Annotated in this window: 21 protein-coding genes and 2 pseudogenes; 13 read left to right on the top strand and 10 right to left on the bottom strand. The window is 69.5% G+C overall.

Annotation, left to right across the window (positions count from 1 at the left end):
- Window positions 1-249: 249 nt before the first annotated feature.
- The gene (locus tag AB0B76_RS48315) at window positions 250-534 is read left to right on the top strand and encodes a helix-turn-helix transcriptional regulator (protein WP_360389617.1); all 285 of its coding nucleotides are present in this window, start codon (window positions 250-252) and stop codon (window positions 532-534) included.
- 73 nt (window positions 535-607) lie between these two features.
- Here the strand turns inward: AB0B76_RS48315 and AB0B76_RS48310 are convergent, their stop codons facing one another.
- Both AB0B76_RS48310 and AB0B76_RS48305 read right to left on the bottom strand, forming a co-directional pair.
- Complete coding sequence (locus AB0B76_RS48310) at window positions 608-2158, bottom strand: alpha-L-arabinofuranosidase B (RefSeq protein ID WP_360389614.1); 1551 nt, start codon at window positions 2156-2158, stop codon at window positions 608-610.
- Between the two features lie 16 nt (window positions 2159-2174).
- On the bottom strand, window positions 2175-3731 hold the full coding sequence (locus AB0B76_RS48305; protein ID WP_360389612.1) for an alpha-L-arabinofuranosidase B: 1557 nt from the start codon (window positions 3729-3731) through the stop codon (window positions 2175-2177).
- A 530-nt stretch (window positions 3732-4261) separates the two neighbouring features.
- Between AB0B76_RS48305 and AB0B76_RS48300 the strand changes: the two genes are divergently transcribed.
- The 3 genes and pseudogenes from AB0B76_RS48300 to AB0B76_RS48290 all read left to right on the top strand — a co-directional run bounded on the left by AB0B76_RS48300 (window position 4262) and on the right by AB0B76_RS48290 (window position 6469).
- Complete coding sequence (locus tag AB0B76_RS48300; RefSeq protein WP_360389609.1) at window positions 4262-4396, top strand: hypothetical protein; 135 nt, start codon at window positions 4262-4264, stop codon at window positions 4394-4396.
- A 12-nt stretch (window positions 4397-4408) separates the two neighbouring features.
- Window positions 4409-5386: pseudogene (locus tag AB0B76_RS48295) on the top strand (alpha-L-fucosidase); the annotation flags it as partial.
- Between the two features lie 63 nt (window positions 5387-5449).
- On the top strand, window positions 5450-6469 hold the full coding sequence (locus AB0B76_RS48290) for an RICIN domain-containing protein (RefSeq protein ID WP_360389643.1): 1020 nt from the start codon (window positions 5450-5452) through the stop codon (window positions 6467-6469).
- A 77-nt stretch (window positions 6470-6546) separates the two neighbouring features.
- Here the strand turns inward: AB0B76_RS48290 and AB0B76_RS48285 are convergent, their stop codons facing one another.
- Entirely contained in the window at window positions 6547-7935 is a 1389-nt protein-coding gene (locus tag AB0B76_RS48285; protein WP_360389607.1) for a hypothetical protein, read from the bottom strand.
- 703 nt (window positions 7936-8638) lie between these two features.
- On the opposite strand from AB0B76_RS48285, the gene AB0B76_RS48280 reads away from it, so the two are divergent.
- The 4 genes from AB0B76_RS48280 to AB0B76_RS48265 all read left to right on the top strand — a co-directional run bounded on the left by AB0B76_RS48280 (window position 8639) and on the right by AB0B76_RS48265 (window position 12532).
- A complete protein-coding gene (locus AB0B76_RS48280) occupies window positions 8639-9145 on the top strand; it encodes a hypothetical protein (RefSeq protein ID WP_360389604.1) in 507 nt (168 codons plus the stop codon).
- Window positions 9043-9507, top strand: a complete 465-nt coding sequence (locus AB0B76_RS48275; RefSeq protein ID WP_360389601.1) for a leucine-rich repeat protein — start codon at window positions 9043-9045, stop codon at window positions 9505-9507. Before AB0B76_RS48280 ends, AB0B76_RS48275 begins: the two co-directional genes overlap by 103 nt.
- A 687-nt stretch (window positions 9508-10194) precedes the next feature.
- Window positions 10195-11451 (top strand): SGNH/GDSL hydrolase family protein, encoded by a 1257-nt coding sequence (locus tag AB0B76_RS48270; RefSeq protein WP_360389598.1) that lies wholly within the window; start codon window positions 10195-10197, stop codon window positions 11449-11451.
- Between the two features lie 52 nt (window positions 11452-11503).
- Window positions 11504-12532, top strand: coding sequence for a glycoside hydrolase family 11 protein (locus tag AB0B76_RS48265; RefSeq protein WP_360389595.1), 1029 nt, complete (start codon window positions 11504-11506; stop codon window positions 12530-12532).
- A 65-nt stretch (window positions 12533-12597) separates the two neighbouring features.
- Here the strand turns inward: AB0B76_RS48265 and AB0B76_RS48260 are convergent, their stop codons facing one another.
- The 3 genes from AB0B76_RS48260 to AB0B76_RS48250 all read right to left on the bottom strand — a co-directional run bounded on the left by AB0B76_RS48260 (window position 12598) and on the right by AB0B76_RS48250 (window position 15961).
- Window positions 12598-13359, bottom strand: a complete 762-nt coding sequence (locus AB0B76_RS48260; protein ID WP_360389593.1) for a hypothetical protein — start codon at window positions 13357-13359, stop codon at window positions 12598-12600.
- Window positions 13359-13985: a SigE family RNA polymerase sigma factor gene (locus AB0B76_RS48255; protein WP_360389590.1), complete on the bottom strand. Its 627-nt coding sequence runs from the start codon at window positions 13983-13985 to the stop codon at window positions 13359-13361. The genes AB0B76_RS48260 and AB0B76_RS48255 overlap by 1 nt, the downstream gene beginning before the upstream one ends.
- A 224-nt stretch (window positions 13986-14209) precedes the next feature.
- On the bottom strand, window positions 14210-15961 hold the full coding sequence (locus tag AB0B76_RS48250) for an RICIN domain-containing protein (RefSeq protein WP_360389588.1): 1752 nt from the start codon (window positions 15959-15961) through the stop codon (window positions 14210-14212).
- Window positions 15962-16342: 381 nt separating this feature from the next.
- On the opposite strand from AB0B76_RS48250, the pseudogene AB0B76_RS48245 reads away from it, so the two are divergent.
- Window positions 16343-16514: pseudogene (locus tag AB0B76_RS48245) on the top strand (IS6 family transposase); the annotation flags it as partial.
- Between the two features lie 126 nt (window positions 16515-16640).
- Here the strand turns inward: AB0B76_RS48245 and AB0B76_RS48240 are convergent.
- Together AB0B76_RS48240 and AB0B76_RS48235 are read right to left on the bottom strand one after the other, a co-directional pair.
- Window positions 16641-16781, bottom strand: coding sequence for a hypothetical protein (locus tag AB0B76_RS48240; RefSeq protein WP_360389586.1), 141 nt, complete (start codon window positions 16779-16781; stop codon window positions 16641-16643).
- Window positions 16782-16912: 131 nt separating this feature from the next.
- On the bottom strand, window positions 16913-19606 hold the full coding sequence (locus AB0B76_RS48235) for an RICIN domain-containing protein (RefSeq protein WP_360389583.1): 2694 nt from the start codon (window positions 19604-19606) through the stop codon (window positions 16913-16915).
- A 982-nt stretch (window positions 19607-20588) separates the two neighbouring features.
- On the opposite strand from AB0B76_RS48235, the gene AB0B76_RS48230 reads away from it, so the two are divergent.
- From AB0B76_RS48230 to AB0B76_RS48220, 3 genes are all read left to right on the top strand, one after another.
- On the top strand, window positions 20589-21695 hold the full coding sequence (locus AB0B76_RS48230; protein ID WP_360389581.1) for an RICIN domain-containing protein: 1107 nt from the start codon (window positions 20589-20591) through the stop codon (window positions 21693-21695).
- A gap of 41 nt (window positions 21696-21736) precedes the next feature.
- Window positions 21737-23365: a ricin-type beta-trefoil lectin domain protein gene (locus AB0B76_RS48225; RefSeq protein WP_360389578.1), complete on the top strand. Its 1629-nt coding sequence runs from the start codon at window positions 21737-21739 to the stop codon at window positions 23363-23365.
- A 467-nt stretch (window positions 23366-23832) separates the two neighbouring features.
- Window positions 23833-25308 (top strand): ricin-type beta-trefoil lectin domain protein, encoded by a 1476-nt coding sequence (locus tag AB0B76_RS48220; RefSeq protein ID WP_360389575.1) that lies wholly within the window; start codon window positions 23833-23835, stop codon window positions 25306-25308.
- Here AB0B76_RS48220 and AB0B76_RS48215 read toward each other — a convergent pair.
- Window positions 25305-25907 (bottom strand): integrase core domain-containing protein, encoded by a 603-nt coding sequence (locus AB0B76_RS48215; protein WP_360389572.1) that lies wholly within the window; start codon window positions 25905-25907, stop codon window positions 25305-25307. The genes AB0B76_RS48220 and AB0B76_RS48215 overlap by 4 nt on opposite strands.
- A complete protein-coding gene (locus AB0B76_RS48210) occupies window positions 25808-26323 on the bottom strand; it encodes a helix-turn-helix domain-containing protein (RefSeq protein ID WP_360389569.1) in 516 nt (171 codons plus the stop codon). The genes AB0B76_RS48215 and AB0B76_RS48210 overlap by 100 nt, the downstream gene beginning before the upstream one ends.
- Between AB0B76_RS48210 and AB0B76_RS48205 the strand changes: the two genes are divergently transcribed.
- Window positions 26207-26578, top strand: a complete 372-nt coding sequence (locus AB0B76_RS48205) for a hypothetical protein (RefSeq protein ID WP_360389645.1) — start codon at window positions 26207-26209, stop codon at window positions 26576-26578. The genes AB0B76_RS48210 and AB0B76_RS48205 overlap by 117 nt on opposite strands.

Raw genomic sequence — 26578 nt, 5'->3', positions numbered from 1 at the left:
GCCGATCGTGGCCGAGCTTGAGGACCTCGCGGCGCTGACCCCGGCGCCGGTGCTGCACGCCGACCTCCGCCTGGCCCGTGCGCTCCTGGCCGACGATGGCGAGGAGGCCGAGGCCCGTCGAGGCGGCGCTCCGGGCGGATCTCGCGTCCTGGCCACTGATCAGGGCCCGGACGCAGCTGACCTACGGGGAGTGGCTGCGGCGGCGGCGCAACGCCGAGTCAAGGGGAGCATCTGCGCGCCGCCCGCGACATGTTCGACGCGCTCGGCTGCATCCCCTGGGGCGAGCGGGCCTGCCGTGAGCTTCGCGCGGCCGGCGAGACCAGCCGCCGCCGGAACCCGGACGCCCGCGACCAGCTCACGCCCCACGAGCTGCAGATCGTCCAGCTGGCCGCCGAGGGGCTGACCAACCGCGAGTTCGGCCAGCGGCTGTATCTGTCGCACCGCACCGTCAGCTCGCACCTGTACCGCATCTTCCCGAAACTCGGCGTTGTGTCCCGTGCGGAGCTGCACGCCGTCGTCAGCCCGCTGCGCTGACATGCCGTCGTCCGGGCGCCCGCCCATCGGGGCGAGCGCCCGGACGGGCGGGCACATTGCGTGCAGGGGTGGGTCAGCTCAGGGGAGCGGCGGCGAGCCAGCTCGTGTCCTGGGCCCACGACGACATGGCGTCCCAGGCGTTCGAGCCCCCGTTGCTGGCGATGTAGGCGGTGAAGCGGTAGTGGCGGATGTACTTGGTCGGGTAGTTGACCGACTGGAACGAGTAGCCGGTGCCGCTGTTGCCGGGCCGCAGGCAGAAGGTGGCGTCGGCGGCGAACTGCGCGGTGCCGTCGTTCGGCTTGAGGTACAGCTCGAACGCGTAGTGCCGGAGGTACTTGCCGGCCGCGTTGGCCGACTCGAACGAGATGCAGGCGCTGTCGGCCAGGCCGGCCCGGACGATCCACGTCGCGTCGGCCTTGTCGGTCGATGAGCTGCCGGCGGTCACCGCCGCGATCACGACCTTGTCGTCGGCCGCGTCGTGTTGCAGGTAGTCGGCGGTGCAGCAGGCCGTGGTGGCCTGGAGCGAGACCTTCGATCCCACGGTGAGCGCGGTCGTGGTGTAGCCGGCCGCGGCGATGTTGGCGTGGACCGCGGCGTCGGCGGTGTCGGAGGGGTAGCCCTGGACCATGGCGCCCTCGTAGAAGGTGCCGGCGCTCTTGTTGGTATTGGTCTGGCAGCAGTCGCCGCCGCTGCCGAGGATGATGGCGCCCTGCTTCTTCATCGGGTTGTACCCGCTGGGCAGCGCGCCGCTGTAGAACGTGGTCAGGTTGCCGGACTGGGCATTGCCGCCCTTGAGCGCCATCGCGGTGGTGCCGTTGTTCTTCAGCATCGCCGTGACGAAGCGGCTGGTCTGCGAGACCTGGCTGGGGTTCCACGCCTTGCTGCCGCCGAGGAACAGGCCGTTCTCCAGGTCAGCCTGGACCCATGGTCCGGTTCCGCTGCAGCCGCCGAACCAGCATTCGGTGCCGAAGTTGATCGCGTCCATGGCGCCATTGCCGTCGGCCTTGTGGTCGATTTCGGTGTTGCCGTAGTCGAAGCAGCATTGGTTGTTGACGTGGGTGCCGCTGGTGACCATGTACTCGCCCTCCGGCGAGCTGCCGGTCGGCACCCCGGAGGCGGAGCCGTTGACCCAGTAGCTGTTGCCGGGGTTGATGTACAGCGCGTAGGCCTTGTGGCCGTTGACCGTCACCGCCTCCGTGGTCGCGGTGGCCGCGGTGTCGGCGCCGCCTGTCCCGCCGGGCCCCTGGTACAGCAGAGTGTTGCCGTTGCCGGTCTGGTCGTAGAGGCGGGTGATGGTGCACGCCGTGCCCGCGCAGAACGAGTCCTGCGCCGCGGCGTCGGCGACGCCACCCGCGGACAGCAGCCCGATGTCCTTGAACGTGTTGTCCGAGGCGCGCTGCACCTGGTAGAGCCGGCCGTTGTAGGCGGCGAACAGCGCCCGGGTGGTGCTGTGCGCGGCGACGCACGGCGTGCCGCCGGCGGCGTAGATGTCACACGGCGCTTGCGTGGCGGCCTGCGACGGGCCGGCCGTTGCCAGCAGGCCGGTCAGCGTGAGTACGGCCGCGGCGGAGGTCGCGAGCAGTCCCCGCAGCAGCCGGCGACGAGTGGGTAAGGCACGCATCATGAGCTCCTGTGCTCGGTCAGGCCCACGGGGACGCGACGATCCAGCTGACGTCGGCGGTCCAGAAGTTGGGGGTGTCCCAGGCGTTGGTGCCGCGGTCGGTGGCCGCGTACACGGTGAAGTTGTAGTGGCGGATGTAGTGGTCGGAGTAGTTGACGGAGGGGAAGGAGTACCCCTGTCCGCTCACTCCGGGGTGCGGGCAGAAGGTGGCGTCGCTGTTGAACAGGCTGCCGCCGTCGCCGGCGTTGAGGTAGAGCTCGAAGCCGGAGTGGCGCAGGTACTGCCCGGGCTTGTCGGCCGACTCGAACGACACGCAGGAGCCGTTGGCCAGGCCGGCCCGCACGATCCAGGTGGCGTCGGCCTTGGTCGCCGCCGGGCTGCTCGCGCTCACCGGGGAGATGACCACCTTGGTGTCGGCGTCGTCGTGGCGGAGGTAGTCGCCGGTGCAGCAGGCCGTGGTGGCCCGCAGGGAGATCCGCGAGCCCACGGTGAGCCCGGCGAGCGAGTACGTGGTGTAGGCGGCCGCGACGACGTTGGCCTGCACCGAGTTCTCGGTGGCGTCGGACGGGTAGCCCGACGTCATCACGCCCTCGTAGAAGGTGCCGGCGGAGGCGTTGCTGTTGTCACCCCCGACGCCGAGGATGATGGTGCCCTCTTTGCTCATCGGGTTGTAGCCGGAAACGGTCGGCCGGACGCCGTCGTAGAACGTGGCGAGGCTGCCGGACTGGGCGTCGCCGCCCCGGATGGCCCAATGGTTGGGCTCGCCCTTGACGACGGCGGTCGTGAACCGGTTGCTGATGGTGGGATCGTTGGCGTTGAAGCCGCGGTTGACGCCGGAGAACAGCCCGTTCTCCAGGTCGGCCATGATCCACGGACCGGTGCCGGTGCCTGAGCCCCAGCTCTTGTTGGAGCCGAAGTAGATGGCCTCCATGTGGCCGTTGCCGGTGTCGTTGCCGCTCACTTCGGCGTTGCCGTAGTCGAAGCAGCAGCCTCCGTTGGAGTGCGAGCCGTCGAAGATGGCGTACATGCCCTCAGGCTGGTCGCCCGTGGCGACGCCGTTGGTGGCGGTGGCGGTGTGGTAGCCGGTGCCGGGCGCGATGTAGACGCCGTACACCTTGTGACCGCCGACCGTCACCGGGACGGCGTTGGCGTAGGCGAGGTTGTCCTTGCCGCCGGCGGCGGGGCCGCTCCAGTGGCCGCTGCCCTGGGTGAGGTTGTTGCCGCGGCCGGACTGGTCGTAGATCACGGTGATGACGCAGGTGGTGTTGGCGCAGAAGGAGTCCTGCGCCGCGGCGTTGGCGTAGCCGCCGGTGCTGAGGACGCCGACGTTGAGCGTTGCGCTGTCGGAGGAGCGCTTGACCTGGTACAGCGACCCGTTGTACGACCCGTACAGCGCCCGGGTCGTGCTGTGCGCCGCCACGCACGGCGTGCCGCCGGCGGCGTAGATGTCGCACGGGCCCTGCGTGGCGGCCAGCGCCGGACTGGACACGGCAATTGCCGCGCACGCGGTCAGCGCGGCCGTGCCGGTAGCGAGCAGGCTTCGCCGGACACGACGAAACCTCGGCCGATCGCCCATCTGTGAACTCCTTCGGGGTGCGGAAAGGTGCCGCTCTTGCCCGAGCTCGGGCACGGCGAGGCCAGACCGAATCACCGCTCGGTCAAGGCGCGGACTGCCGAGCCCGCGGCGGCTGGGCAAGGCGGCAAATGTTAGCGTTCACATCTCTGCGGGCAAAGGGCAAAGGACTGCTAACACGAGGCTGGATGGGGTGGCGGCCCGCACAGATAGGCCACACTATTGCCGTGGGTCCATGCGATGTCAAGCCTCTCGAGCGGGCAGTTGTTAGCGCGCACATGAGGCTTCTTCCGATCTTGTCGGCGCCCGCGGGGGGCGGGAGCGCTCCCAAATAGCGATTGACGGGGATCAACTCCCAGCGGCCCCGAACTGGGTGCCGAGGTTCTTGTTATTGCGCGGTCGGCCCCCCGGTCTACTGGATATGCGCCGAACACGACCCACGCACGCCCCGGACCCCGACGGGGCGCTCACTCGGGTCGGTCGGAACGGATTGGAGTATCCGCATGTCACACCCCATCAGTAGGCGTCGATTGATGATCGGTGCCGCCGGGATCGCCGCCGCCGCCGCCGCGGCCACCGGCGCGGCGGCGAGGCCTCGAGACGCCGAGGCGGCAACCACGTACACGGCGTCCTGGGCGTCGGTCGACCAGCACCCGGCGGCCCCGTAGTGGTTCCGGGACGCCAAGTTCGGCATCTACTTCCACTGGGGCGCGTTCAGCGTGCCCGCGTACGGCAACGAGTGGTACCCGCGCCGGATGTATATCTCCGGCGACGTCTGCAACACGCACCACGTCGCCACGTACGGCCAACCGTCGGCGTGGCCGTACCACAACTTCATCAACGGGGCCAACGACCTGAACGGGAACTTCACGAAGTTCGCGCCGAAGCTCACGTCGGCCGGCGGCAAGTTCGACCCCGACGCGTGGGCGCAGCTGTTCGTCGATGCCGGCGCGCGGTTCGCCGGGCCGGTCGCCGAACACCACGACGGCTTCTCGATGTGGAACAGCCAGGTCAACGAATGGAACTCGGTCGCCAAGGGCCCGGGCCTGGACCTGCTGCAGCTGTTCACCACGGCGATCCGTGCCAAGAACCTGAAGCTGCTGGTGGCCATGCACCACGCGTTCAACTTCAACGGCTACTACGACCACGTGCCCGCGCAGTCCGACCCCAGCCTGCAGAAGCTGTACGGACAACTGGGTGCGACGGCGGAGAACCAGCTGTGGTACGACAAACTCAAGGAGGTCATCGACAAAGCGCAGCCGGACATCCTCTGGGAGGACTTCGACCTCAACAAGGTCAACGAGACGCAGCGGCTGAATTTCCTGTCCTACTACTACAACCAGGCCAACGCCTGGGGCAAGGAGGTCGTCGCCACCTACAAGGACGGCTACGACGCCTACGGCGAGGTGTTCGACTACGAGCGCGAGGGCCCCGGCAACCTCACCGCACCGTACTGGCTGACCGACGACAGCATCTCCAGCTCCAGCTGGTGCTATACGGTCGGCATCGGCTACTACAGCACGCAGCAGATGCTGCATTCGCTGATCGACCGGGTCAGCAAGAACGGCAACATGCTGCTCAACATCGCGCCGATGGCCGACGGCACTATCCCTCAGGCGCAGCAGGACGTGCTGCGCGGCATCGGCGACTACCTCCACCGCTTCGGCGAGTCGATCTACTCGACCCGTGCCTGGACCGCCTTCGGCGAGGGCCCGACCCAGATGGGCGGCGGCTCGTTCACCAACCCCCAGGCCGGCACCGCGCAGGACATCCGGTTCACCCGCAACAAGGCCAACACCGTGCTGTACGCCACAGTGCTCGACTGGCCCGGCAGCACCCTGAACATCACCACGCTCGGCTCGCGCCGGATCAACCTCGCCTCGCTGACCTCGGTGCAGCTGCTCAATGCGACCGCCGGCAGCTACCTCAACCTGGCCGCGCCGACCCAGGACGCCGCCGGGCTGCACGTGACCCTGCCGTCCTCGTCGGCGCCGTTCTCCGCCCTCGCGTACGTGCTGAAGCTGACCTTCTCCGGCCCGATCCCCACCCTGCAGCCCGCCGCCGGGGCTGTCGTGTACCAGGACGTCAACTACTCCGGCAGCACCGCGGTGCTCGCCAACGGCAGCTACACCGCCAGTCAGCTGCGCATCATGGGGATGGCGTCCCTCAGCATCACCTCGCTGAAGCTCGCGCCCGGCTGCCAGATCATCGGCTACTCCGGCGACAACTTCACCGGTACCGCGTGGACGTTCACCGCCGACAATGCAGACCTGCGGGTCACCGGCAACAACGACGCGATCGTGTCGTTGAAGGTGCAGTTCAACCCGGCGACGTACTTCAGGATCACGAACGTCACCGACGGGCTGGTGCTCGACAGCGGCGGCAACGTCGCCAGCGGCTCCAACCTCAAGCAGTGGACGTGGAACGGCAGCACCAACCTGCAGTGGCAGGCCGTCGAGCTGGGCACCGGCTACTACAAGCTGGTCAACCGCGCCAACGGGATGGTCGCCGACGGGTGGGGCGCCACCGCCAACGGCGCCGCCGCGCAGCAGGCCCCGTGGAGCGGCAGCACCAACCAGCAGTGGCGGATCACCGACCACGGCAACGGCCGGTACAGCATCGCCAACCGAACCACCGGCCTGGTCCTGGACGGCGGCGGCAACGTCGCCCAGGGCTCGATCACCAAGCAGTGGGGCGCGGGCAGCAGCCCCAACCTGCAGTGGACCTTCACCGCACTCTGAGTCGGATGGAGGTGCGGCAAGGCCGCCCGGCTGTATGGGCCGGGCGGCCTTGTCGATCGTTCGGTTGCGCGGTCGGGTCAGACCCGGCGGAGATAGATCTGGGAGGAGCTGCCGTCGGTCCACGCCGGGACCAGATCGGTCGCCCATGAGTAGAACGTGACGTACTTTCCGGACGGGGACAGCGCGCCGGCGTACCCGCCGCCGCCGGTGCCGGCCGCGGTGGTGGTGACCACCCGCGTGGTGCCGAGGAGCAGGTCACGCACGAAGACGTGGTACGCGCCGTTGAGTGGTTCCGACACGAGGTTCGTGGATAGCGACTGGAACGAGACGTACCGCCCGTTCTGCGACAGCGAGGCGAAGTGGCTGCCGCTCCAGCCGTTGCCGGACACGCCGTCCAGCCCGATCGAGGCCTTGACCGTCGTGCCGGTGCGCAGGTTGTGCACGAAGATGTCGCCGGTGGGGTTGGCGGCTCCGTCGGCGGTCAGCCCGTTGGCGCCGGACATGAACGCGACCGTCGAGCCGTCGCGGGAGAAGACCGGGTCGGTGCTCGAGCTTCCCGTCCCCTGCGCTCCGCTGGTGCTGACCGAGACCCGCGTAACGGCGCCGGTCCTCAGGTCCCGGACGAAGACGTCGAAGTCGTTGTTCGTATCGCCGGGGACCAGGTTGTCCGCCCGCGAGGCGAAGGCGACGAGCCGCCCGTCGCCGGAGATCGCCGCGCCCTGGCTGAAGTTGTCGGCCGGATCGCCCGCGGAGTTCGCCGACACCAGCGTGGTCGTGTGCCGGCGGAGGTCATGCACGTACACCATGGAGCTCGAGATGCTGCCGACGCCCGGAACCAGGTTGGTGGAGTTGGACGAGAACGCGACCGTCCGGCCGTCGTCGGAGATGTCCGCCGCGGTGTGCCAGCCCGGCAGCACGCCGTTGTCGGCCTGGCTGCCATCGCCGGCGACCGATACCCGGCTGGTCACGCCGGTCCCGACGTCGTACAGGAACACGTCGGCGGAGTTGTTGGTGTCGCCGGCGACCAGGTTGGTCGCGGACGAGGTGTACGCGACGTAGCGGCCGTCGGGCGTGATGGAGGGCGCGGTGCTGCCATAGTCGCCCGGCGCGCTGCCGGGCGAGGCGGAGATGAGCTTCGTGGTGCCGGCGATGACGTCGCGGAGGTAGATCTGCGGCGGCGCGACCTCATCGGGCGGCGGCGATGCGATGCCCGGCGTCAGGTTCGTGGCGCTCGATTCGAAGACCACCAGCCGGCCGTCGGCGGACACCGCCGGCATGGAGCTGGCGCCGTTGCCCGGCGCGCCGGTCGGCGCCGCGGACACCTGATGGATGGGGGTGCCGCACACGCTCGCGAAGGCCGGCGCGGCCGCGGCCTCACCCGCGGCCAGCAGGAGGAACGCCGATCCGGCGCCGAGGATGGCGTGCCGTCGGCCAAGCCGTGGGCGGCGGGTTCGGGTGTACGTCATGAGTGCTCCGATCAGTGGACGGCGGCGTGCATGTCACTGCGCGGCTCTGCGCCATCGGTGATCTTGGCATTACCGAACGTCACGGCGAATCAGATACACAGCTCGATTCGTTGGCCGAAATCTTCGTTATCCCGCATGGCGAATTCCGGACACAATCACCGCCATCGCTTGCTTTCTGTTATGCCGGGGACGGCCTCGCGGTCTTCCGGGTATGCACGGATCACCACCCTCGGTACCCCGGCCGCCGGCGCGCCTCGACAGGAGCGGAGGTGTGCCCGCGGTGAGCGAACCGACGATGCGCGACGTCCGGCGTCGCCTGCGGACGCCGGCCGCGGCTGCGCTGGTCGTCGGCGCCGGCGCGGCGCTGATCTTCGCGACGCTGCGCATGGCCGACGCCCCCGGGCCGGCCGCGACCGATCGGCGCGCTGGCGGGGGCCGTTTCGCCGGGGAACCGGTCCCCGGCGGCGCGGCCCCGGCGACCCCGTCCACCGCCGCCTCGGCCGCGGTGGCCGCGTCCGCGTCGACGAGCCGTCCGGGCGGGTCCGGACGTGGACCCGGGTATCGACCCTGCCTTCACCAGCGATCCCGACCTGACGCGCGCGGGCGGCTACCAGTCGCGCACGACGAAGCCGGGTGACCACGCGCTGCCGACCGGGACGGTCACGGCTCAGTACGACGTCTCGACCGCGGGTACAGTGTGCCGTTGCGCGAGGTGCTGGCCAAGGTGCGGGACGCCCTGTCCCGGGCCAGCGGGCTTGCGGTGTATCTGGCCGGCGGCACCGCCCTGAACGACGCGGACCTCGCGACGCTGCAGAAGCTGCACAAGCCGGTGGGCGGCGGGCTCGGGCTGACCAACCTGGACACCCTGTACGTCTATAACCTGCACTCGCTGCAGGGCGGCCAGGAGTGCACGCCCACCTCGGGACTCGCCTGCGCGGGGCAGACCGCGCGGGGTGGCACCTACCAGTACCTGTGGTTCAACGGCTGGCGGGACAACTGGGTGCGACACCTCGTCCTCGACGACCTCGAAGAGGTCAAGCCCGGCACGTTCAGCAACCACAACTTCGCCAGTGTCAGCCTGGGCTCGGTCCCCGCGCGGTCGGCGCGATGGCGTTCGGGCACGCGCCCTACGCCCGGCTCGCCGTCGTCTACCTGCCGAACGTCACCTCGATCGGCCGCGACGCGTTCCGGCGCAACGAGTACCTGGTGAAGGTGAACCTGTCGCGGGCGGTGACCGTCGAGGACTACGCGTTCGACGACACCTCGCGGCTGGAGCACTTCGCCGCGCCGGCCCTGGAGTCGATCGGCCGCCACGCGCTCGACGACACCCACGCGCTGCGCGCGGTGCACCTGCCGAACCTGCGGTACATGGGAATCAACTGCTTCGACCTCTGCAGGTCCTGCGGCTGCCCAAGCTGGAGAAGCTGGACAAGAAGACGTCACGGAACTCGGCGAGCTCCTCGGGGACGGCGTCGTACGACGGCGCCCTCAGCAGGTCCGGCTGGGCGGCCCGCTGCTCCTGCGTCAGCGGCCGGCGCTGGATCGGGGGCCCCGGGAGCAGCCCGACCGTAACGAGCTTGATCCGCCCCTCCGGCGTGAAGTCGACGGTGCAGTAGTGCCGCTCGAAGTCCCAGCGCGCGAAGCATCCGGCCTTCGGTGCGCCAGCGGGTCGAGCAGGGCCCGGGTCTGCTCGACGGTGAGGTCGAAGGTGAGTGCGTGTGGCAGTTCGCCGCGGTACTGCCGGTACCCCTCGAAACCCTCGGCGTGGATGACTCACGCCGACGTCACGGGCGCGTCGCCGGCCACGCCGAACCGCTCCCAGCCCAACAGCGCGCGGGCCGGCTTGAACAGGATGTCCCAGCCCCCGCTCCCGCTCGCTCGCGTAGCAGTTCCGGTCGGTGATGTACTCGGGCCGCGCCCTGCCGAGCTCGCCGAGTAGCTCGTCGATCGCGCTGTCCATCATGGACACACCGAGCAGCGCGACCAGCCGCGGTCCCGAGTCAACGGCCACCGGTACTCCCAGGGATGTGATGCGCACGGTCGATGGGCGAACCGCGCGAGCATATCGCCGCGACGCCGGGATGCGCGCCCATCGGCGCCGAGCGTGAGGTTTCGGTCGAATGCTGCGCAATGGGTCGCAAACGGACCACCGAGAGCAGCGGCTTACGAGGTTTCTGCCGTGGCCGAGCAACCTTTCCGTCCCCACGAACCACTCAAGGTGGTCGAGTCGACCGGGAACGGCTGAAGGAGAACCTGGACATGCTCCCCTCGCACCCCCGACGCCCGTGGTGGGGCGCGTTCATGGCCGTCGTGTCGGCGGGCGCGCTCGTGGCCGTTGCCGGCTGCGCCGGCGCGCACTCCCGCCCGGGCGCCGACCCGGCCCCGAGCGGGGTGGCCGGCTCGGACCCGGCCGGCGCGGGGGCCCTGTGGCCGGCGCAGTCCGGTGCCGCGAGCGCCAGCCCGTCCGCGTCGAAGGCGGCGCCGTCGGGCAGTCCGACGATCGAGCCGGCCGCGACCGGCGGGCTGCTGTCGCAGGTGCACACCGCGGGGCGGGTCGAGGTCAGTGGCAACACCATGCGGTACAGCTGGCCCGGCGTCTATTTCGAGGGGCGGTTCCGGGGCACCGGGGTCGGGATCGTGCTCAACGACTCCGGCGCCGACTACGACGTGCAGATCGACGGCGCCGGCGTCGCCACCCTCGTCACGCCCGGCAAGACCACCCGCTGGGTCAACGGGCTGAACAACGCCCAGCACACCGTGCGCGTCGTCAAGCGCAACGACAGCCCCTGGAGCATCAGCGAGTTCGGCGGGTTCGTCGCCGCACCGGGCGGCGCCATCCTCGCCGCCCCACCCGCCCGCAGCCGCCAGATCGAGTTCATCGGCGACTCCCTGACCGTCGGTTACGGCAACACCTCCACCAGCCGCAGCTGCCCCGGCGACCAGGTCGCCCGCAGCACCGACACCGACCTCAGCTACGGCGCGCTCGCCGCCCGCCGGCTCGCCGCCGACTACCAGATCAACGCCATCTCCGGCAAGGGCTTGGTCCGCAACTACAACGGCGGCGACCCCGGCACCGACTACCGCGGCTCCTACGACCGCGCGCTGCTGAGCGTGGCCGGCGACGTATGGAGCCTCGGTTCCTGGCGGCCCCAGCTCGTGGTGGTCTACCTCGGCACCAACGACTTCTCCACCGCCGTCCACGCCGGCGAGCCATGGACGGCCGACACCTTGGTCACCGCCTACCGGGACGCCTACACCGGATTCCTGCAGAAGCTGCGCAACCGCTACGGTGCCAAGACGACGATCGTGGCCGTCGGCGCCGGCTCGTTCGCCAACTACGTCCAGCAGGTGGTGCAGCAGCGTAACGCGGCCGGCGACGGCCGCGTCCGCTACTGGGCCCTCGACGGCAGCGGCCTGGACTCCAGCGGCTGTGACTACCACTTCTCCACCCACGACGATCGGCTCATCGCCGACCGGCTCGGCGCGTACATCGGCACGCTAGCGCTGGCCTGGTAGCCCCGGCCACCGCGGCAGGTGCCCCAACCCCGACTCAAGAGAAAGCACGCAGATGAACGATGCTCCCGCCCGACCGAAGCGGCGCCGTGGCGGTCGTGCCTCGGCGCTCGTCGGCGGTGCCTTCGCCGTGGCGGTGGCCGCGGCGATCCTGCCCGGTACGGCTCATGCCGACACGACCATCACCACGAACCAGACCGGCTCCAGCAACGGCTACCACTATTCGTTCTGGACCGAAGGGGATGGGGCGGCGTCAATGACCCTCGGCTCCGGTGGTGGCTACCGTACTTCCTGGAGCAATGCCGGAAACTTTGTCGCCGGCAAGGGCTGGGCCACCGGCGGGCGCATGAGCGTGAGCTATTCGGGCAGTTTCAATCCGTCGGGCAATGCGTACCTGTCCCTGTACGGGTGGACGACCGGCCCGCTCGTGGAGTACTACATCGTCGACAACTGGGGGACGTACCGGCCCACGGGGACGTTCAAGGGCACGGTTACCAGCGACGGCGGCACGTACGACATCTACGAGACGACGCGGTACAACGCCCCGTCCATCGCGGGCAACACGACGTTCAACCAGTACTGGAGCGTCCGACAGTCCCGGCGGACGGGCGGCACGATCACGACCGGTAACCACTTCGACGCGTGGGCCCGCTACGGAATGAACCTGGGCGCCTTCAACTACATGATCATCGCGACCGAGGGGTACCACAGCAGCGGGAGCTCCGACATCGTGGTGGGCGGCTCCGCCGCGCCCCCGGGCGCCCCGCGGCCGACGACGGCCGCGCCCACGACCCCGGCCGGGTCGCCGACTCCCAAACGGTCGGCCTCCGGGTCCCCGACCGCCGTGGCGTCGCCCACGGCGGCGAGCCCCGCGGCGGCGCCGTCCGGGGCGGGGGCGCCCTGGGCATCGACGTCGGCGCTTCCGCCGGCGCCGGCGGACAACGTCCAGGTAGCGGCCGTGCCGGTCGGATCCGTGGGCGGTGGCACCCGGCTCATCTGGCTGGTCGGCGCCGCCGTGCTCCTGGCCGCCGGCGCGGCCGCCGGGTTGGTGCTGCGGCACCGCCGCCGCACCCGCAAGGCGTAAGACCCTACCCATTGAGAGGGGCCACCGGCGCACGCGCCGGTGGCCCCTCAAGGTCTGGCGGGACTTCAGAAGCCCCCGCTCGACTCGACCCGGTTGCCGTCGACGGTGGCCACCACGTGGTACGTGTCCCGGCTCGTGTCCCGGCCGACCGCGTGGTTGTACTGCACCGCGAAGACGTACGTCGACGGCGCGATCGTGACGCCCGGCTTCAGCGTGAAGCGGTAGACCAGCGCGTCCGGCTGCCGTTCGACGTCCGTCACCAGGAACTCGGCCAACACGGTGCTCCACGCGCCGGTGTTCGCCAGGTTGGGGGTGGCGGCGATCCGGACGGTCACCTCGAGCGCCGTCGCGGTCTGGCCGGTCACCACCGTCACGTTGCCCTGCGCCCAGTTGTCGATGCTGTGCGGGTCGGTGGTGCCGCTGGTGCGAAGAATGTCCGGCTGCGCGCCCCTGGCGCTCGACGAGGCGGCCGGCGACCGGGGCGCGTGGGTCGCCGACGGTGCGCCCCTGGCGGCGTCGGGCCGCTGCGCCGGCGCGGGGCTGTCGCTACCCGGTGCGGGGGCCATCATCGGCCCGTGCGGGGGCCTTTGCAGTACGTCCGTGCCCACGGCGGCCCACGTGACGGCCACGCTGAGCCCGAGCACGGCGGCCACCGTCACCCCGACCCCGGCCATCCGGACCGTCGCGCGCCGGCGGCCGGCGCGGGGCGTCCGCCCGAGATCGAGGGCGGCCTGTCCGCGTTCGACCCGGGCCAGCATGGCCGCCCGGTCCGGCTGGTGAGCGGCTGCCTCGGCGCGAAGCGCGGCACGGATCCGATCCGACGACATCACTCCTCCCTTCCTGACCGGGCCGACCGGCCCGCGACCTGCGCCGCGGACATCCACGAATCCGTGCGGTCGACCGCTGGCGCCGACGCGCCGGGTCGCTGACCCGGTCGCGTCATGCCCAGCAACTCCGTCAACTGTGTCACTCCGCGTGACGTCTGGCTCTTCACCGTGCCGACCGTGACGCCGAGGGCGCGGGCCGTCTCCTGCTCCGAGAGGTCGAAGGCGTACCGCAGGACCACGCACGCCCGGCGCCGGTAGGGCAGGCGGCGCAGCGCCCCGCGGACGTCGACGACGGCCGGCACGTCGATGTCCCGGGCGTACGTGCGATCCGACCACAGCGGGACGAGGCCGACCAGCCCCCGCCGCTCCCGCTGCAGCCGCCGGATCCGGTTGCGGACCAGGTTGAGCAGGACGCCGCGCGCGTACCCGGCCGGGTTGTCCGCCGCGGTGACCCGGTCCCAGTACCGCCATACCTCCAGCAGCGCGTCCGCGGCCAGGTCGTCGGCCACCTCCGGCTCGCCGGTCACCAGGAACGCCAGGCGCGACAGCTCTGCGGAATGTGCCTCGAAGAAGGCGTGGAAAGCCTGCTCGCGTCCGGCCGCCACCGCCATGGCCGCCTCGGTCATCCGTTAGCCTCCATGTGCGAGCCAGTTGCGGAACCACCTGTCTTCGCGGCGATGGTCAAGTCGTCGCCGCGCGTGGTCTCCGGCCACCCCGACGCCGGAAAGTAACAGTGCGTGCTACGGGCGTCAAGGTGCCGCCTGGCCAGCCGACCGGCCGCGCGCAGGCCCGGGCAGGGGCGCCGTCCGTGAACGGCTGCGCCCCTGCTTGTGTGGCTGCGCACCTGGGCCTACCGGAGGGGGGTGCCGCCGGCGTTGTGGTAGGCGATGGTCTTGTTGATGAGGTTGTTGCCGTCGGTCTCGGGGGTGGTCTGTTCGCTCCAGCCGGCGCCGAAGAGCAGGCCGGCGACGTGGGCCTGGGCGACCTGGTCCATGTGGCCGAAGAACCAGTCGACCTTGTCGTCTTTGAAGTGGCCGGGGGTGTTGTTCTGGGCCATGTTCCCAACCGGGATCTGCCACAGCACGACGGGTTTGCCCGCGGACTCGGCCATCGTCTTGTAGAAGTGCAGCGCTTCGGCGGCTTTCTGGTCGGTCCAGAAGTGGTCGCTGCCGCCGTGCGCGGGCTGGGCGTACCAGCCGGCGTCCCGATCGGACACGTCGGTGACCAGGAAGTCGGCGTTCTTCGCCCCGAGATCGGCGTAGTCGTTGATGCACTTCTGCAGGTTGCTCTGCCAGTCGAAACACGACAGGTGCAACCCCACCCCGGTGTTCGGCGCGTACTTGCGGGTCATCGCCATCAGACAGCGGGCCAGCCCGGCCGCGCTGTTCTCCTGCCCGCCACAGTCCGTCGGGTTGGCCGCGGTCACCTGCGCCGGCACCTGGTGCAGATTGCCCAGCGACCGGGCAAACCCCCAGAAGTCCGGCTCGAGATCGACCATGTCGTGCGACGTCCCGATCTTCTGCAGCAAGAACCGGTAGTCGTTGAGATACCGGGTCAGCAGATCCGCCCGGTTGATCGCCACCACCTCACCCGGCCCGTCACCCTGCCCGGCCGCGTCCCCGAGATCCCGCAGCGAATACCACGTCCAGAAGAACTTCTGCGGCCGCGGACTGCCCTTGTACGTCTCCTGCGCCGCCTGCGCATCACGATACGTCACATACGTGCCCGGCGCCGTGGTACTGCCGGTCCAGCAGCCCCACCAACCCGACCACCCGTCCTGACACCGCGACGCCGTGTAATACGACGACGACGGCGCCGGCTGACTGTGCACGTAGGCGTACCGCACATCAAACGGCGCTGCCTTCGCCGACGCATCCTCCATCGATCCACCAACCAGGACCGTGCTACTACCCATGAACCGCACCGCCGAGCCGCCGCCACCGGCCGCCGGAGACGTCGGCGCGGCAGACGGCGTCGACGACGGGCGCGCGCTGCTGGAGGGCTGGTCCGTGGCGCCGCCCGCGCTGCCCGTGGCCGGCGTGCCGATGCGCCCGGCGGGGACGAGCTGCCACTGCTGGTTGGCGCCGCCCCAGTCGCGATACTGCACGACCTCGGCCCCGTCGTCCTTGGAGGCGCCATTGACCTCGACGACCATGCCGCTGAAGCGGTTGACCAGGCGCACGTAGCCGTCCGACGACTCCGCCACCTTGAACTGCTGGTTGCTGCCGTTCAGGTCGCTCCACTGCACGATGTCGGTGCTGGCGGTCTTCGACCAGTTGAAGTCGTCCAGGATCTTGCCGGAGTTGCGGTTCTGCAGCCGGTAGTACCCGTCGCCGGCGTCGATGAACCGCCACTGCTGGTTGGCCTGGCCGTGCCGCGCCCACTGGATCACGGCCGCGCCGTCGTTGGTGGCGAAGCTGCGGTCGTCCAGCGCCTTGCCGCTGTTGCGGTTGACCAGCACGTACCACGACGCGAGATCGAGGGTGTTCGCCGAGGCCCGCATCGCGTTGACCAGGACGACGGAGCCGGCCGTGGCGGCCACGATGGCGGCCGCCACCAGGGCGCCCCGGCGTGAGAGGAACCGATGGCCACGGAGCGTCACTGTTTGCCTCCTCGCGACGGCTGGCCGAACCGACCGGCACCGACCGCCGGCGCCGGCGCGCCGTGCCGCTGTTGACATGGGGGTACGAGGGGCATGTCCGTGCTCTCTTTCAGCCGCTGCATCTGACCGGGACGACAGTGAGTGGTCCGGCCGGTCGGAAAGGTTGCTCGCGTCGCGGAGATTTGCTCCGGCGCCGGCGGTCGGCAAAAGTTCGCCGAGGATTTCGGGGGGCTCTGTTGCGCTCACTGTGGGCAAGACCGACGCAGGCTTGAGCGATGATGCTCGCTGCCTGCCAACGCCCGATGATGCCGCCGAAGCCGGCATTCGCCAGGTTCCGATTTCCGCCTGAAGCGATCGTGGTCGCGGTCCGCTGGTACGCACCGGCTCAGACCGATGCGCGGGCTACGAACGGACAACACAGCACAGGTCATCATCGCCGGACATGTCTTCATGCATGCAGAACCTTCGCCGCGGCCACTCCGAACTCGCCGTCGACGCCCCGCCCGCTCGGCGGGTCGCAGCCGCGTTCACCGAACTCGCCCGAGCGATCTGACCGCAGATCCGACACGGGTTCAACACGTCCGCCGATCCCACAACGCAACGGGCGCCCTCGTACCTGCTTTGTACGGCGGGCTGCTCCTCTATGGGACCGCTGCCCGGGTTCGACGACAACGAAGGTTCACGCCAGCTGGTCTATGACGCGCCGGCGCTCGCGGACGAGGCGCTGCGCGATGCGGGCGTGCTCGACTGCTTCGGCCCTGACCTCTTTCAGATGGTTCAGGAGCTCGATATGCGCCGCAGATTCGAAGTTCTCGGCCACCAGAGCGGTGCGACAACCCCAGGTTGTCAATGTCAACCGGGGGTTGTCACATGGTGCTGGCGGCGACTGCGCCGTGATCGCCCGAGCCGGGCCGCGGGCCGTCGTGCCTGCGGCCCCGCTCGGGCGTTGGGTCAGGACGGGTCGCCGTACTGCAGACCGCGTCCGTTGGTGCCGATGTAGACGCGGCCGTAGGTGTCGGGGTCGCCGGTGATGACGGCGGGGCCGCCGGTGCTGCCCCACTGGTGGGCGTCGTCGTTGACGCGGACCCAGGTGGCGCCGCCGTCGGTGGAGCGGAAGACGCCGGTGACGTCCTTGACCGTGCCGATCAGGTACAGGGCCTGGTAGGAGGCGCCCGGCGCGGCCTTGCCGAAGCCGAGGGCCGAGGCGGACTGCACCGTCGTGAGCGTGGTGAAGCCGCGGCCGCCGTCCGTTGAGTGCAGCAGCCCCCGGCCGCCGCCGGCGATCCACAGGTCTCCGGCCACACCGGGCACGGCCACGAGTCGGCCGCCCGGCAGGTTGGTGGCGCGGGCGGTGAAGGTCGCGCCGCCGTCGGTGCTGGCGTAGAGCGCGCCGCCGGCCAGCGAGTAGAAGGTCCTGGCGGCGGAGCGATCGGCGACGACCACGGCGTCGGTGCCCAGGCCGCTGACCTTCGACCAGCTCGCCCCCTTGTCGGTCGAGCGGTACGGGGCTTGGCCGGCCTCGGTCCAGACGATGGTGGAGCCGTCCGCCGCGAGCGCGACATGGCCGCTGTTCGCGCTGCTCACCGGCTCTGCCGTGAAGCCGTTCCAGCTGCTGCCGCCGTCGGTGGAGTAGGCGCCGTCCTGTGCGCCGCCCGTGCCGACGCGGACCATCACCGCGGGGGCCGACTGGGCGAAATCGATGTCGGTGCTGCTGCTCATCAGCGGGTTCTTCAGCCGTCCGGCGGGCACCTCGGTCAGGGAGCCGTGGCGGAAGCCGCCCTGGTCGCCCATGGAGGTTATGACGGTGGCGCCGCCGGGAGGGGCGATCGCGTCCGCCAGCGAGGTCTCCTCCAGCCCGCGGGCCCCGGAGGTCCAGTGGCTGGTGCCGCCGCTGTCGGAGGCGTTGGCGTCCTTGCTGCGCCAGATGCCATTGCCGGTGCCGTACAGCACGTGCCCGGAGTTGAAGGGATCGATGGCCAGCGCGGTCATCCAGTGCCCGATGCCGGTACCGACGTAAGGAGCGGCGGAGGCGTCTCGCACCGACTTGTCGGCCAGCGTCTTCCAGGTCGTACCGCCGTCGGTGGTCCGGTAGAGCTCGTCCTCGGGCCACCAGCGGTCGAGGGTGGTGACCATCACCGTGGACGGCTTCTGCGGGTCGACGGCCAGGCCGGAGAACCCGTAGCTGCCCTGGGACGGGGAGATGTTCTTCCACGCCCCGCCGGACGGCGTGTACTTCCACACCGAGCCCGCCGTCGCGTCGTTGGGGCCGATGTCGTTGCTGTACGTCAGGTACAGCGAACCGTCACCGGAGACCACACCGTGCTGCGGCATCTGGCCGGTGGGCTGCCCGGAGACGGCCTGCCAGCTGTTGCCGCCGTCGGTGGAGCGGTACAGGGAGGCGTACTTGTCGTTGACGCCGACGTAGACCGTGTTGCTGCCCCCCGGGCCGTACGTCACGAAGGAGATGCCCGCGCCGCTGCTCGCGCCGTCCTTGACGGGGAACGAGGAGACCTGACTCCAGGTGACGCCGTAGTCGGTGCTGCGCCACAGGCCGTTCTTGCGGGTGCCCAGCAGCAGGGTGCCGTGGTTCGCGGGGTCGATCACGAGCCGTTCGCCCGCCCCGCGGCCGGGTTCGTTGCCGCCCAGCTTGAAGGGCAGGTTGGTGCGCTGGAAGGTGTGGCCCCGGTCGGTGGAGCGCAGGATCGCGGCGTTGCCCGCCCAGTCGTTGGTGTACGTGCCTGCCCCGATGTACAGCCGGGCCGGGTCGGCGGGGTCGGTGGCCAGCGAGTCGATGCCCAGCAGGTTCCAGTCCTTCTCGCCGGCCCAGTCGGTCAGCGGAGTCCACCGCTCGGTCCCAGCGTCCCAGCGGTAGGCGCCACCCATGTCGGTGCGCGCGTACAACAGGCCGTTCTCCCGCGGGTTGAACACCAGCCCGGTGACGTAACCGCCGCCCACCACCTCGGCGTTGTGCCACACGTACGGTCCGGCCCCGGTCGGGATCTGCGTGCCGCCGGACCCGCCCGTCGGGGTCCCGGCCGTGGGCGTCGCGCCGCCGGCCCCGCCCGTCTGGGTCCCGGCCACCTTCACCAGCTTCCACTGCTGGTTGCTGCTGCCCTTGCCGTGGTACTGGATGACCGCCGCGCCGTTGGCGGTGGACTCTCCGTACACGTCCAGGACCTGGCCGGTGCGGCGGGAGCTGAAGGTGACGGCGTCGGAACCGTTCACGCCTTCGACCCGCCACTGCTGGGACGAGGAGGAGGTGTCGGTCTGCTGCTCGGTGGCGGCCGCCTCGGCGGTCGAATCGCCGGCTACGCCCACCACCTTGCCGCTGTTGCGGTTCACCAACTCGTAGTAACCGTCCGGGGTCGCCCGCAGCTTCCACTGCTGGTTGGCGGTGTTCTGGTCGGTCCACTGCTGGATGCGGGCGCCATCGGCGGTGGAGAAGGCGTTGACGTCCAACACCTTGCCGCTGTGTACGGCGACCAGCCGGTAGAAGGCGTCGCTCTCGATCGTCGTGGCCTGCGAATCCGCGTTCGTGAGCAGGAGGTACGGCACGATGACGGCGGGCACGCCGAGCAGCAAACCGATGACGGTCCGACGACGCAGGCGACGCGCGCGGCGCCCCCCGTTCGTGGGGTTCTTCATGGCGAGGTGTTCTCCTTACATCCCGTACACCAGAGGAAAGCCGGATCCAGCGCCGGAGTGGCCGAGTCCCACTCCTCTGTGGTCCCAGGCCCGCAAAGGGTTGCCTCGAACGAAGAACTTTTCTTGCGTGGGAGCACCGCGTCGATGGAGGACGCGTAGGCGGAGGCCGCGCCGTTCGACCTGCGGTACGCCTGTGTGCACAGCCAGCCCGCGCCCTCGTCGGAGTACTACCCGGCGTGGCGTTGCCAGGATGCGTGGTCGGGCTGGTGGGGCTGCTGGACCGTGCGCACCACGGCGCCTGGCACGCACCACGCGGTGGCCACCGCCAACGGCACCCGGGCCGAGGTGGCCGGAGGCTTCTCAAAGCCTCGAACGCTGTCAGGGGCCACCGACGCATGCGGCCGGAAAGGCTGCTCAACCGCGCCGAATTCACCAGCCGCCGTCATGACCACTCGAACAAGAGTCGACCGGGTCAGCCATTGACCTGCCGTAACAGTGTTGTCAACGGCAATGGTGATGTGGCGCTGACGCTTCGCTCAGACGGCGGGTGAGGACGAGTTCGGCTTGCTCGTTCCAGTCGGCAAGTCAACGGCTGGCCCGGTCGACTCTTTGTTCGAGTGGTCATGACGGCGGCTGAAAATTCCGGCGCGGTCGAGCAACCTTTCCGGTTTCCCGGGCCACTGAAGGTTGTGAGTACCGCCTACCGCCAGGCGCCAACCTCTCTTCACACCCCAGGGAGAGTTTTGGTGTACCCGTCCTCAGGGCATCGTCCGCGCGGACAGCGCAGACTGCTGCCCTTGTCGCACTCGCCGTTACCGCTGCCGCGGTCGCGGACGCCGTGCTGAATACCAGCCCACGCTGGACCCGACGCTAACCCCAACGGCAGACCCCCGGAGACGCAACTTCCCCGGCGACCGCTCATCGCCGATGCGACGCCGGTGTCTGCCATCGCAAGGTCGTTCCCCTATGCGAGGAGTACGTGATGCGAAACAAAGTAAGATGGCTCGCCCCGATCGCGGCGCTGGGCGTCGCGGTGGCCATCGTGACGACGCCGATCGGCCCCGCCGGCGCGGAGTCCAACGGCGGGGTCCGCGTCATGCCGTTGGGTGACTCCATCACCAACGGTGAGACGACGCCAGGCGGATACCGGATCAACCTGTGGCAACGCGCCGTCAACGGCGGGTACACCATGGATTTCGTCGGGTCTCAGTTCAACGGGCCAGCGAGTCTCGGCGACCACGATCACGAAGGGCACTCCGGCTGGCGGATCGACCAGATCGACGCGAACGTCGTCGGCTGGCTGAACACCTACCAGCCGCACACCGTGCTGCTGCACATCGGCACCAACGACATCCTGCAGAACTACAACGTCTCCACCGCACCGGACCGGCTGTCCACACTGGTCGACCACATCACCGCGACGGTGCCGAGCGCCGAGGTGTTCGTCGCCCAGATCACCCCCCTCGCGAACAGCGGGCAGGACGCGGCCGCGCGCACCTTCAACGCGGCGATCCCCGGCATGGTGCAGAACAAGGTGAACGCCGGCAAACACGTACACCTGGTCGACATGCACAGCGCGCTGAGCACCGCCGACCTGGTCGACGGTGTCCACCCGACGGCCGGCGGATACGACAAGATGGCCGCGGTCTGGTACAGCGCACTGCAATCAGTATCCGGCAGCATCGGCGCCCCGGGCAGCAGCCAGAGCACCGAGATCGTAGGCGCCCAGTCCGGTCGTTGCCTCGACGTGACCGGAGTCAACACCACCAACGGCACCGCCGTGCAGCTGTGGGACTGCTGGGGCGGCTCCAACCAGATGTGGTCCTACACGGCCAGCAAGCAACTCATGGTGTACGGCAGCAAATGCCTGGACGCCTACGGTCAGGGCACCAACAACGGCACCTCGGTCGTCATCTGGGACTGCAACGGCCAAGCCAACCAGCAGTGGAACGTCAACACCAACGGCACCATCACCGGAGTCCAGTCCGGCCTGTGCCTGGACGCCACGGGCGCGGGCACCAGCAACGGCACGAAGATCATTCTCTGGTCCTGCGGCGGACAAGCGAACCAGCAATGGACCAGACGATAACGACAACCGTCCACTCTCGACCGCCATCGAAAGGAAAACCCATGCGAGTAGAGAATCCGTTGAGCCGTTCCGGTCCACGCCGGGCCGGCCGGGTGGCCGCGACGGCCGCGCTGCTGCTGGTGGCCGTCGGCGCCGCGTTCTGGTTTGTCGATGTCCGTTCGGCCGTGCCCGCGCAGGCGCTGGACAATGGGCTGGCGAAGACGCCGCCGATGGGGTGGAACGACTGGAACGCCTACGGCTGCAACGTCTCGGAGACGCTGGTCAAGCAGACCGCCGAGAAGATCGTCTCCTCCGGGCTGGCCGCGGCCGGTTACCAGTACGTGAACATCGACGACTGCTGGATGCAGTCCAGCCGCGACGCCAACGGCAACCTCCAACCCGACTTCGCCAAGTTCCCCGACGGCATCTCCGGCACCGCCGCGTACGTGCACAGCAAGGGCCTGAAGCTCGGCATCTACGAGGACGCCGGCACCGCCACCTGCGCCGGGTTCCCGGGCAGCCTGGGCCACGAAACCCAGGACGCGCAATCGTTCGCGTCCTGGGGTGTGGACTACCTCAAGTACGACAACTGCAACAACAACGGCAGCTCCACCACCCAGCAGTACATCAGCCGCTACTCGGCGATGCGGGACGCGCTGGCCGCGACCGGGCGGCCGATCGTGTACAGCATCTGCGAGTGGGGCGTGAACTCGCCCTGGACCTGGGCGCCGAGCGTCGGCAACCTGTGGCGTACCACCGGCGACATCCAGGCCAACTTCAACAGCATGCTGTCGATCTTCCACTCGAACATGGGCCTGGACGCGTACGCCGGGCCGGGCGCCTGGAACGACCCGGACATGCTCGAGGTCGGCAACGGGATGTCGGCCACCGAGGACCGGGCCCACTTCAGCCTCTGGGCCGAGATGGCGGCGCCGCTGCTGGCCGGCAACAACCTCGTCAACGCCAGCGACACCACCCTGTCCATCCTGGGCAACAAGGCCGTCATCGCGGTCGACCAGGACTCCCTCGGCAAGCAGGGCCACGTGGTGAGCTCCGGTGGCGGGCTGGACGTGCTGGCCAAGCCGCTGGCCAACGGCGACGTGTCCGTGGTGCTGTTCAACGAGAACGCCGGCACCGCCACGATCAGCACCACCGTGTCGGCGATCGGCAAGAGCGGCGCGTCCAGCTACACCCTGACCGACCTGTGGTCCGGCGCCACCAGCAGCACCACCAGCGCCATCAGCGCCAGCGTCCCCGGCCATGGCGTCGTCATGTACCGCGTGGCCGGCGGCAGCAGCACCCCGCCGTCAACCACGATCCTGCGCGGCACCGGCTCCGGCCGCTGCCTGGACGACCCGGGCAGCAACACCACCAACGGCACGCAGGCGATCGTCTGGGACTGCAACGGCGGCACCAACCAGCAGTGGACGTACACCAGCGCCAACCAGCTGCAGGTCCTCGGCAAGTGCCTGGACGCCTACAACACCGGCACGACCGCCGGAACGAAGGTCGTGGTCTGGGACTGTAACGGCGGCTCGAACCAGCAGTGGCGGCTCAACGCCGACGGCACGATCACCGGCGTGCAGTCCGGGCTGTGCCTCGATGTGACGGGGGCCGCCACGGCCAACAACTCGCCCGTCGAGCTGTGGACCTGCAACGCCGGCACCAACCAGAAGTGGACCCGTTCCTGAACCCGGTACCCCACATCCTGATACGCGGGCGAACAGGCTCGGCATGCGCGTCTATGTGAGCGATCCCCCAACCGTGACAGTCACGGAGCGCACCATAGCGTTCCGTCGACAGTTGGCGCTCACAGGGTGACTCTCGTTGAAGGAATGCACCATGAACCCCGGTCGTAAGGCGGCGCCGGCCGCCCGGCAGCGCCTCCGCACGGGGATCATCGCCGCCGCGGTGATCGCCCTGGGCGGTGGCGCCGTGGTCGCGTCGACATGAGCGCGGCCACGGCGGCCAGCTGCTCGGTCGACTACAGCTGAACCGAGGGTTGAACGCGCCGCCGAGGCGCGAGGCCGACGGGCGCTTCGCACGGCTGGTGCCGGCGCGGGCGCCCGTCGGCCGCACCGGGCCGCCCGGACATGCTTCGTGGCATCGGGGCCGCCAACCGGCAAATGGCCGCCCGTACAACCTTTTGGAGGAGAACATGAGCAAACGCAGAGGCCGGCTGGCGATCACCGTGATCGCCGCCTCGCTGCTGAGCCTGTCGGGATTTCTCGGGGTTCAGTTCGCCGCGGCGCCGGCGGCGCACGCGAGCACGAACCAGTTCCACGGCGTGAACTGGGCCGACCCGCGGGACAACTTCGCCACGGACGAGGTCGTCCCCGTTGGACTGTCCAAATCGGACAGCTACGACACCACATACGCCAAGTCCACCGCGGTGTTGCGGGGCTTCCAGGGCCTGGGGGCCAACACCATCCGGTTCCCCATCAACCCGCAGACCACCTCGTCGGGATGGTGGGGGAAGTACACCGCCGCCTTCGACGCGGCGAGCGCGCTGGGCATGAACGTGTGGATCGCCCCGTGGACCCCGCCGGACGGCAGCGGCCGGATCGCCGGCGGCACGACCGCCTTCTACGCCATGTGGGACAAGGTCATCGCCAAGTACAGCGGCAAGAGCAACTTCTACTTCGACATGATCAATGAGCCGTGGGGGTACAGCGGCAGCGAGCTGACCAACCTGGCCGCGGACTGGCTGTCGCACTACCCGAACGTGCCGCGCGGCCGCATGGTCATCCCGGGCCTGTACGCCGACCAGGACATCTGCACCGTCGGTGCGGACTCGCGTCTCAACGGCACGCTGCTGTCCATCCACCTGTACACGCTGGGCGGCGAAAGCCACCCGACCGAGGCGGACTGGATCAACGCCTTCAAGAGCAAGCTGTGCAGCTACGCCGACCGGGCCGTGCTGAGCGAGTTCGGCGTGCCGATGAACACCGGCGTCAACTACAACGGCGCCCGGGACGGCACCAACAACGTCTCCTACTTCTACGCCCTCACCGACACGGTTCGCGCGCTCGGCATGGGCTCGCTGCTGTGGACCGGGGTGAAGGAGGCCAACCAATACTCGGGCCCGGGGCCCTGCTTCGACGCCTCCTGCGCGATCACGTCGCTCAACGGCAGCGGCACCAACCTCTCGCTGAGCGTGACCAACCAGTCCGGTCTCGACCGGCTCCAGTACGGCTGGGGCGCCAGCGCGCCCACGCCCACGGCGACGGCGACGACCACTCCGCCCAGCGGCGGCGCGGTGCTGCGCGGCGTCGGGTCGAACCGGTGCCTCGAAGTGCCCGGCGCGAGTCAGACCAACGCCACCTTGGTGCAGATCTGGGACTGCAACGGCGGGACGAACCAGAGCTGGACGCTGAACAACGGGGCGCTGCAGGTGTACGGCAACAAGTGCCTCGACGTACCGGGGTACGCGACGGCGGCGGGTACCAGGATCGCGATCTGGGACTGCAACGGCGGCGCCAACCAGCAATGGCGGCTGAACTCCGACGGCACGGTGGTCGGGGTGCAGTCCGGGCTGTGCCTCGACGTGGTCGGTGCTGGCACCGCCAACGGCACGGAGGTCGAGATCTGGGGCTGCAACGGCGGAACCAACCAGAAGTGGACTCGAAGCTAAGGGTTCCTCGTTGGGCTTGTCGATGGTTGTTGCGCCGTAACGGTTTCACCGTTTGGTGGCAGGTGGGGCATGCGCCGGTCCAGGTTGCGAGCATGCGTTGCAGCTCGCGGATGACCTTGCAGAAGGTCACGCCGGCGCATCGCTTTGGGTCGTGTCGCAGCATGGTGATGAACAGGTGCGCGGCGGTGACGACCTGCGACGCGGGTTGGGTGGTCGCTAGCGAGTGCCCGGTGCGGCCGGTGGCGGTTATAGTGCGCCGCGTACTCGGCCAGCACGCTTGTGAGGTGCCGTTCGCCGGCGATAAGGATCCGGTCGGTGCACGCTCGACGAACGGTGCCCACCCAGCGCTCCGCGGTGGCATTCGCTTGTGGGGCTTGCGGCGGCGTGCGCAGCACACCGATTCCCGCGGCGGTGAACTTGGTGTCCCGGTCGCGCAGCAGGAATCGGAGCTCATCGGTCCGGCTGTTGAGGTCCATGAGTAGGTTCCGCGCCTGCTGCGCTACCCAGGCGCCGGTCGGGTGTTCGGTGGCACCGACGATGTAGACCTGGCGGGTGGCGAGGGCGATAAAGCACAGGTTATAGATCCGTTTGAACAGCACGGTGTGGACCGTGAAGAGGTCACAGGCCAGCATCGTGTTCGCCTGGGTGGTGAGGAACTGTTTCCGGGAGGTCCGGTTCGGCGGGGTGCCGGGTCCACGCCAGCCTGGTGCAGGATCTTCCAAACGGTGCTGGCCGCGATCTGGTAGCCCAGACGAGCCAACTCACCCTGCACTCGGCGGCGGCCCCAGGCCGGATTCTCCGCGGCCAGGCGCAGGACCAGTTCCCGGACCTGACGGTCGACGGGTGGCCGCCCAGGTCGTGCGTGCGGGTAGGTCCAGTGCCGGGCGACCAGTAGCCGGTGCCAGCGCAACAGCGTTGCTGGCGTAACGACACGCGGGCCCGCCGCGACGGCTGGGGTGACTATGCCGGCGGCGCCGCGCCCGGCCTGTCGTTCACCACCGCGGGCTGGCTGCACGACACCGAGATCGCCTCGATCGCCACCGACACGTGGGGCTTCGAGGTGCGCCCCAACGAGTTCGACGACGCGTTCCAGCCGCTGCACCAGGTCGCCATCCCGCACATCGGCCTGTTCATCGGCGAGATGTGGGATCTCGACGCGCTCGCCGCCGATTGCGCGGGCGACGGCGTCCACGAGTGCTGGCTCACCGCCGCCCCGCTGCCCGTCACCGGCGCCGTCGGCAGCCCGGTCAACCCCCTCGCCGTCAAATGA

The sequence above is a fragment of the Dactylosporangium sp. NPDC049140 genome (assembly GCF_040648435.1).
Note: the sequence above shows the minus strand (reverse complement) of the source record. Positions and strands in the feature narration are given on the sequence as shown.

Coding starts and splice junctions, on each gene's coding strand:
- AB0B76_RS48315 (WP_360389617.1), top strand. CDS start 250: ATGTTCGACGCGCTCGGCTGCATCCCCTGGGGCGAGCGGGCCTGCCGT.
- AB0B76_RS48310 (WP_360389614.1), bottom strand. CDS start 2,158: ATGATGCGTGCCTTACCCACTCGTCGCCGGCTGCTGCGGGGACTGCTC.
- AB0B76_RS48305 (WP_360389612.1), bottom strand. CDS start 3,731: ATGGGCGATCGGCCGAGGTTTCGTCGTGTCCGGCGAAGCCTGCTCGCT.
- AB0B76_RS48300 (WP_360389609.1), top strand. CDS start 4,262: ATGATCGGTGCCGCCGGGATCGCCGCCGCCGCCGCCGCGGCCACCGGC.
- AB0B76_RS48290 (WP_360389643.1), top strand. CDS start 5,450: ATGGGCGGCGGCTCGTTCACCAACCCCCAGGCCGGCACCGCGCAGGAC.
- AB0B76_RS48285 (WP_360389607.1), bottom strand. CDS start 7,935: ATGACGTACACCCGAACCCGCCGCCCACGGCTTGGCCGACGGCACGCC.
- AB0B76_RS48275 (WP_360389601.1), top strand. CDS start 9,043: ATGGCGTTCGGGCACGCGCCCTACGCCCGGCTCGCCGTCGTCTACCTG.
- AB0B76_RS48270 (WP_360389598.1), top strand. CDS start 10,195: ATGCTCCCCTCGCACCCCCGACGCCCGTGGTGGGGCGCGTTCATGGCC.
- AB0B76_RS48265 (WP_360389595.1), top strand. CDS start 11,504: ATGAACGATGCTCCCGCCCGACCGAAGCGGCGCCGTGGCGGTCGTGCC.
- AB0B76_RS48260 (WP_360389593.1), bottom strand. CDS start 13,359: ATGTCGTCGGATCGGATCCGTGCCGCGCTTCGCGCCGAGGCAGCCGCT.
- AB0B76_RS48255 (WP_360389590.1), bottom strand. CDS start 13,985: ATGACCGAGGCGGCCATGGCGGTGGCGGCCGGACGCGAGCAGGCTTTC.
- AB0B76_RS48235 (WP_360389583.1), bottom strand. CDS start 19,606: ATGAAGAACCCCACGAACGGGGGGCGCCGCGCGCGTCGCCTGCGTCGT.
- AB0B76_RS48230 (WP_360389581.1), top strand. CDS start 20,589: ATGCGAAACAAAGTAAGATGGCTCGCCCCGATCGCGGCGCTGGGCGTC.
- AB0B76_RS48225 (WP_360389578.1), top strand. CDS start 21,737: ATGCGAGTAGAGAATCCGTTGAGCCGTTCCGGTCCACGCCGGGCCGGC.
- AB0B76_RS48220 (WP_360389575.1), top strand. CDS start 23,833: ATGAGCAAACGCAGAGGCCGGCTGGCGATCACCGTGATCGCCGCCTCG.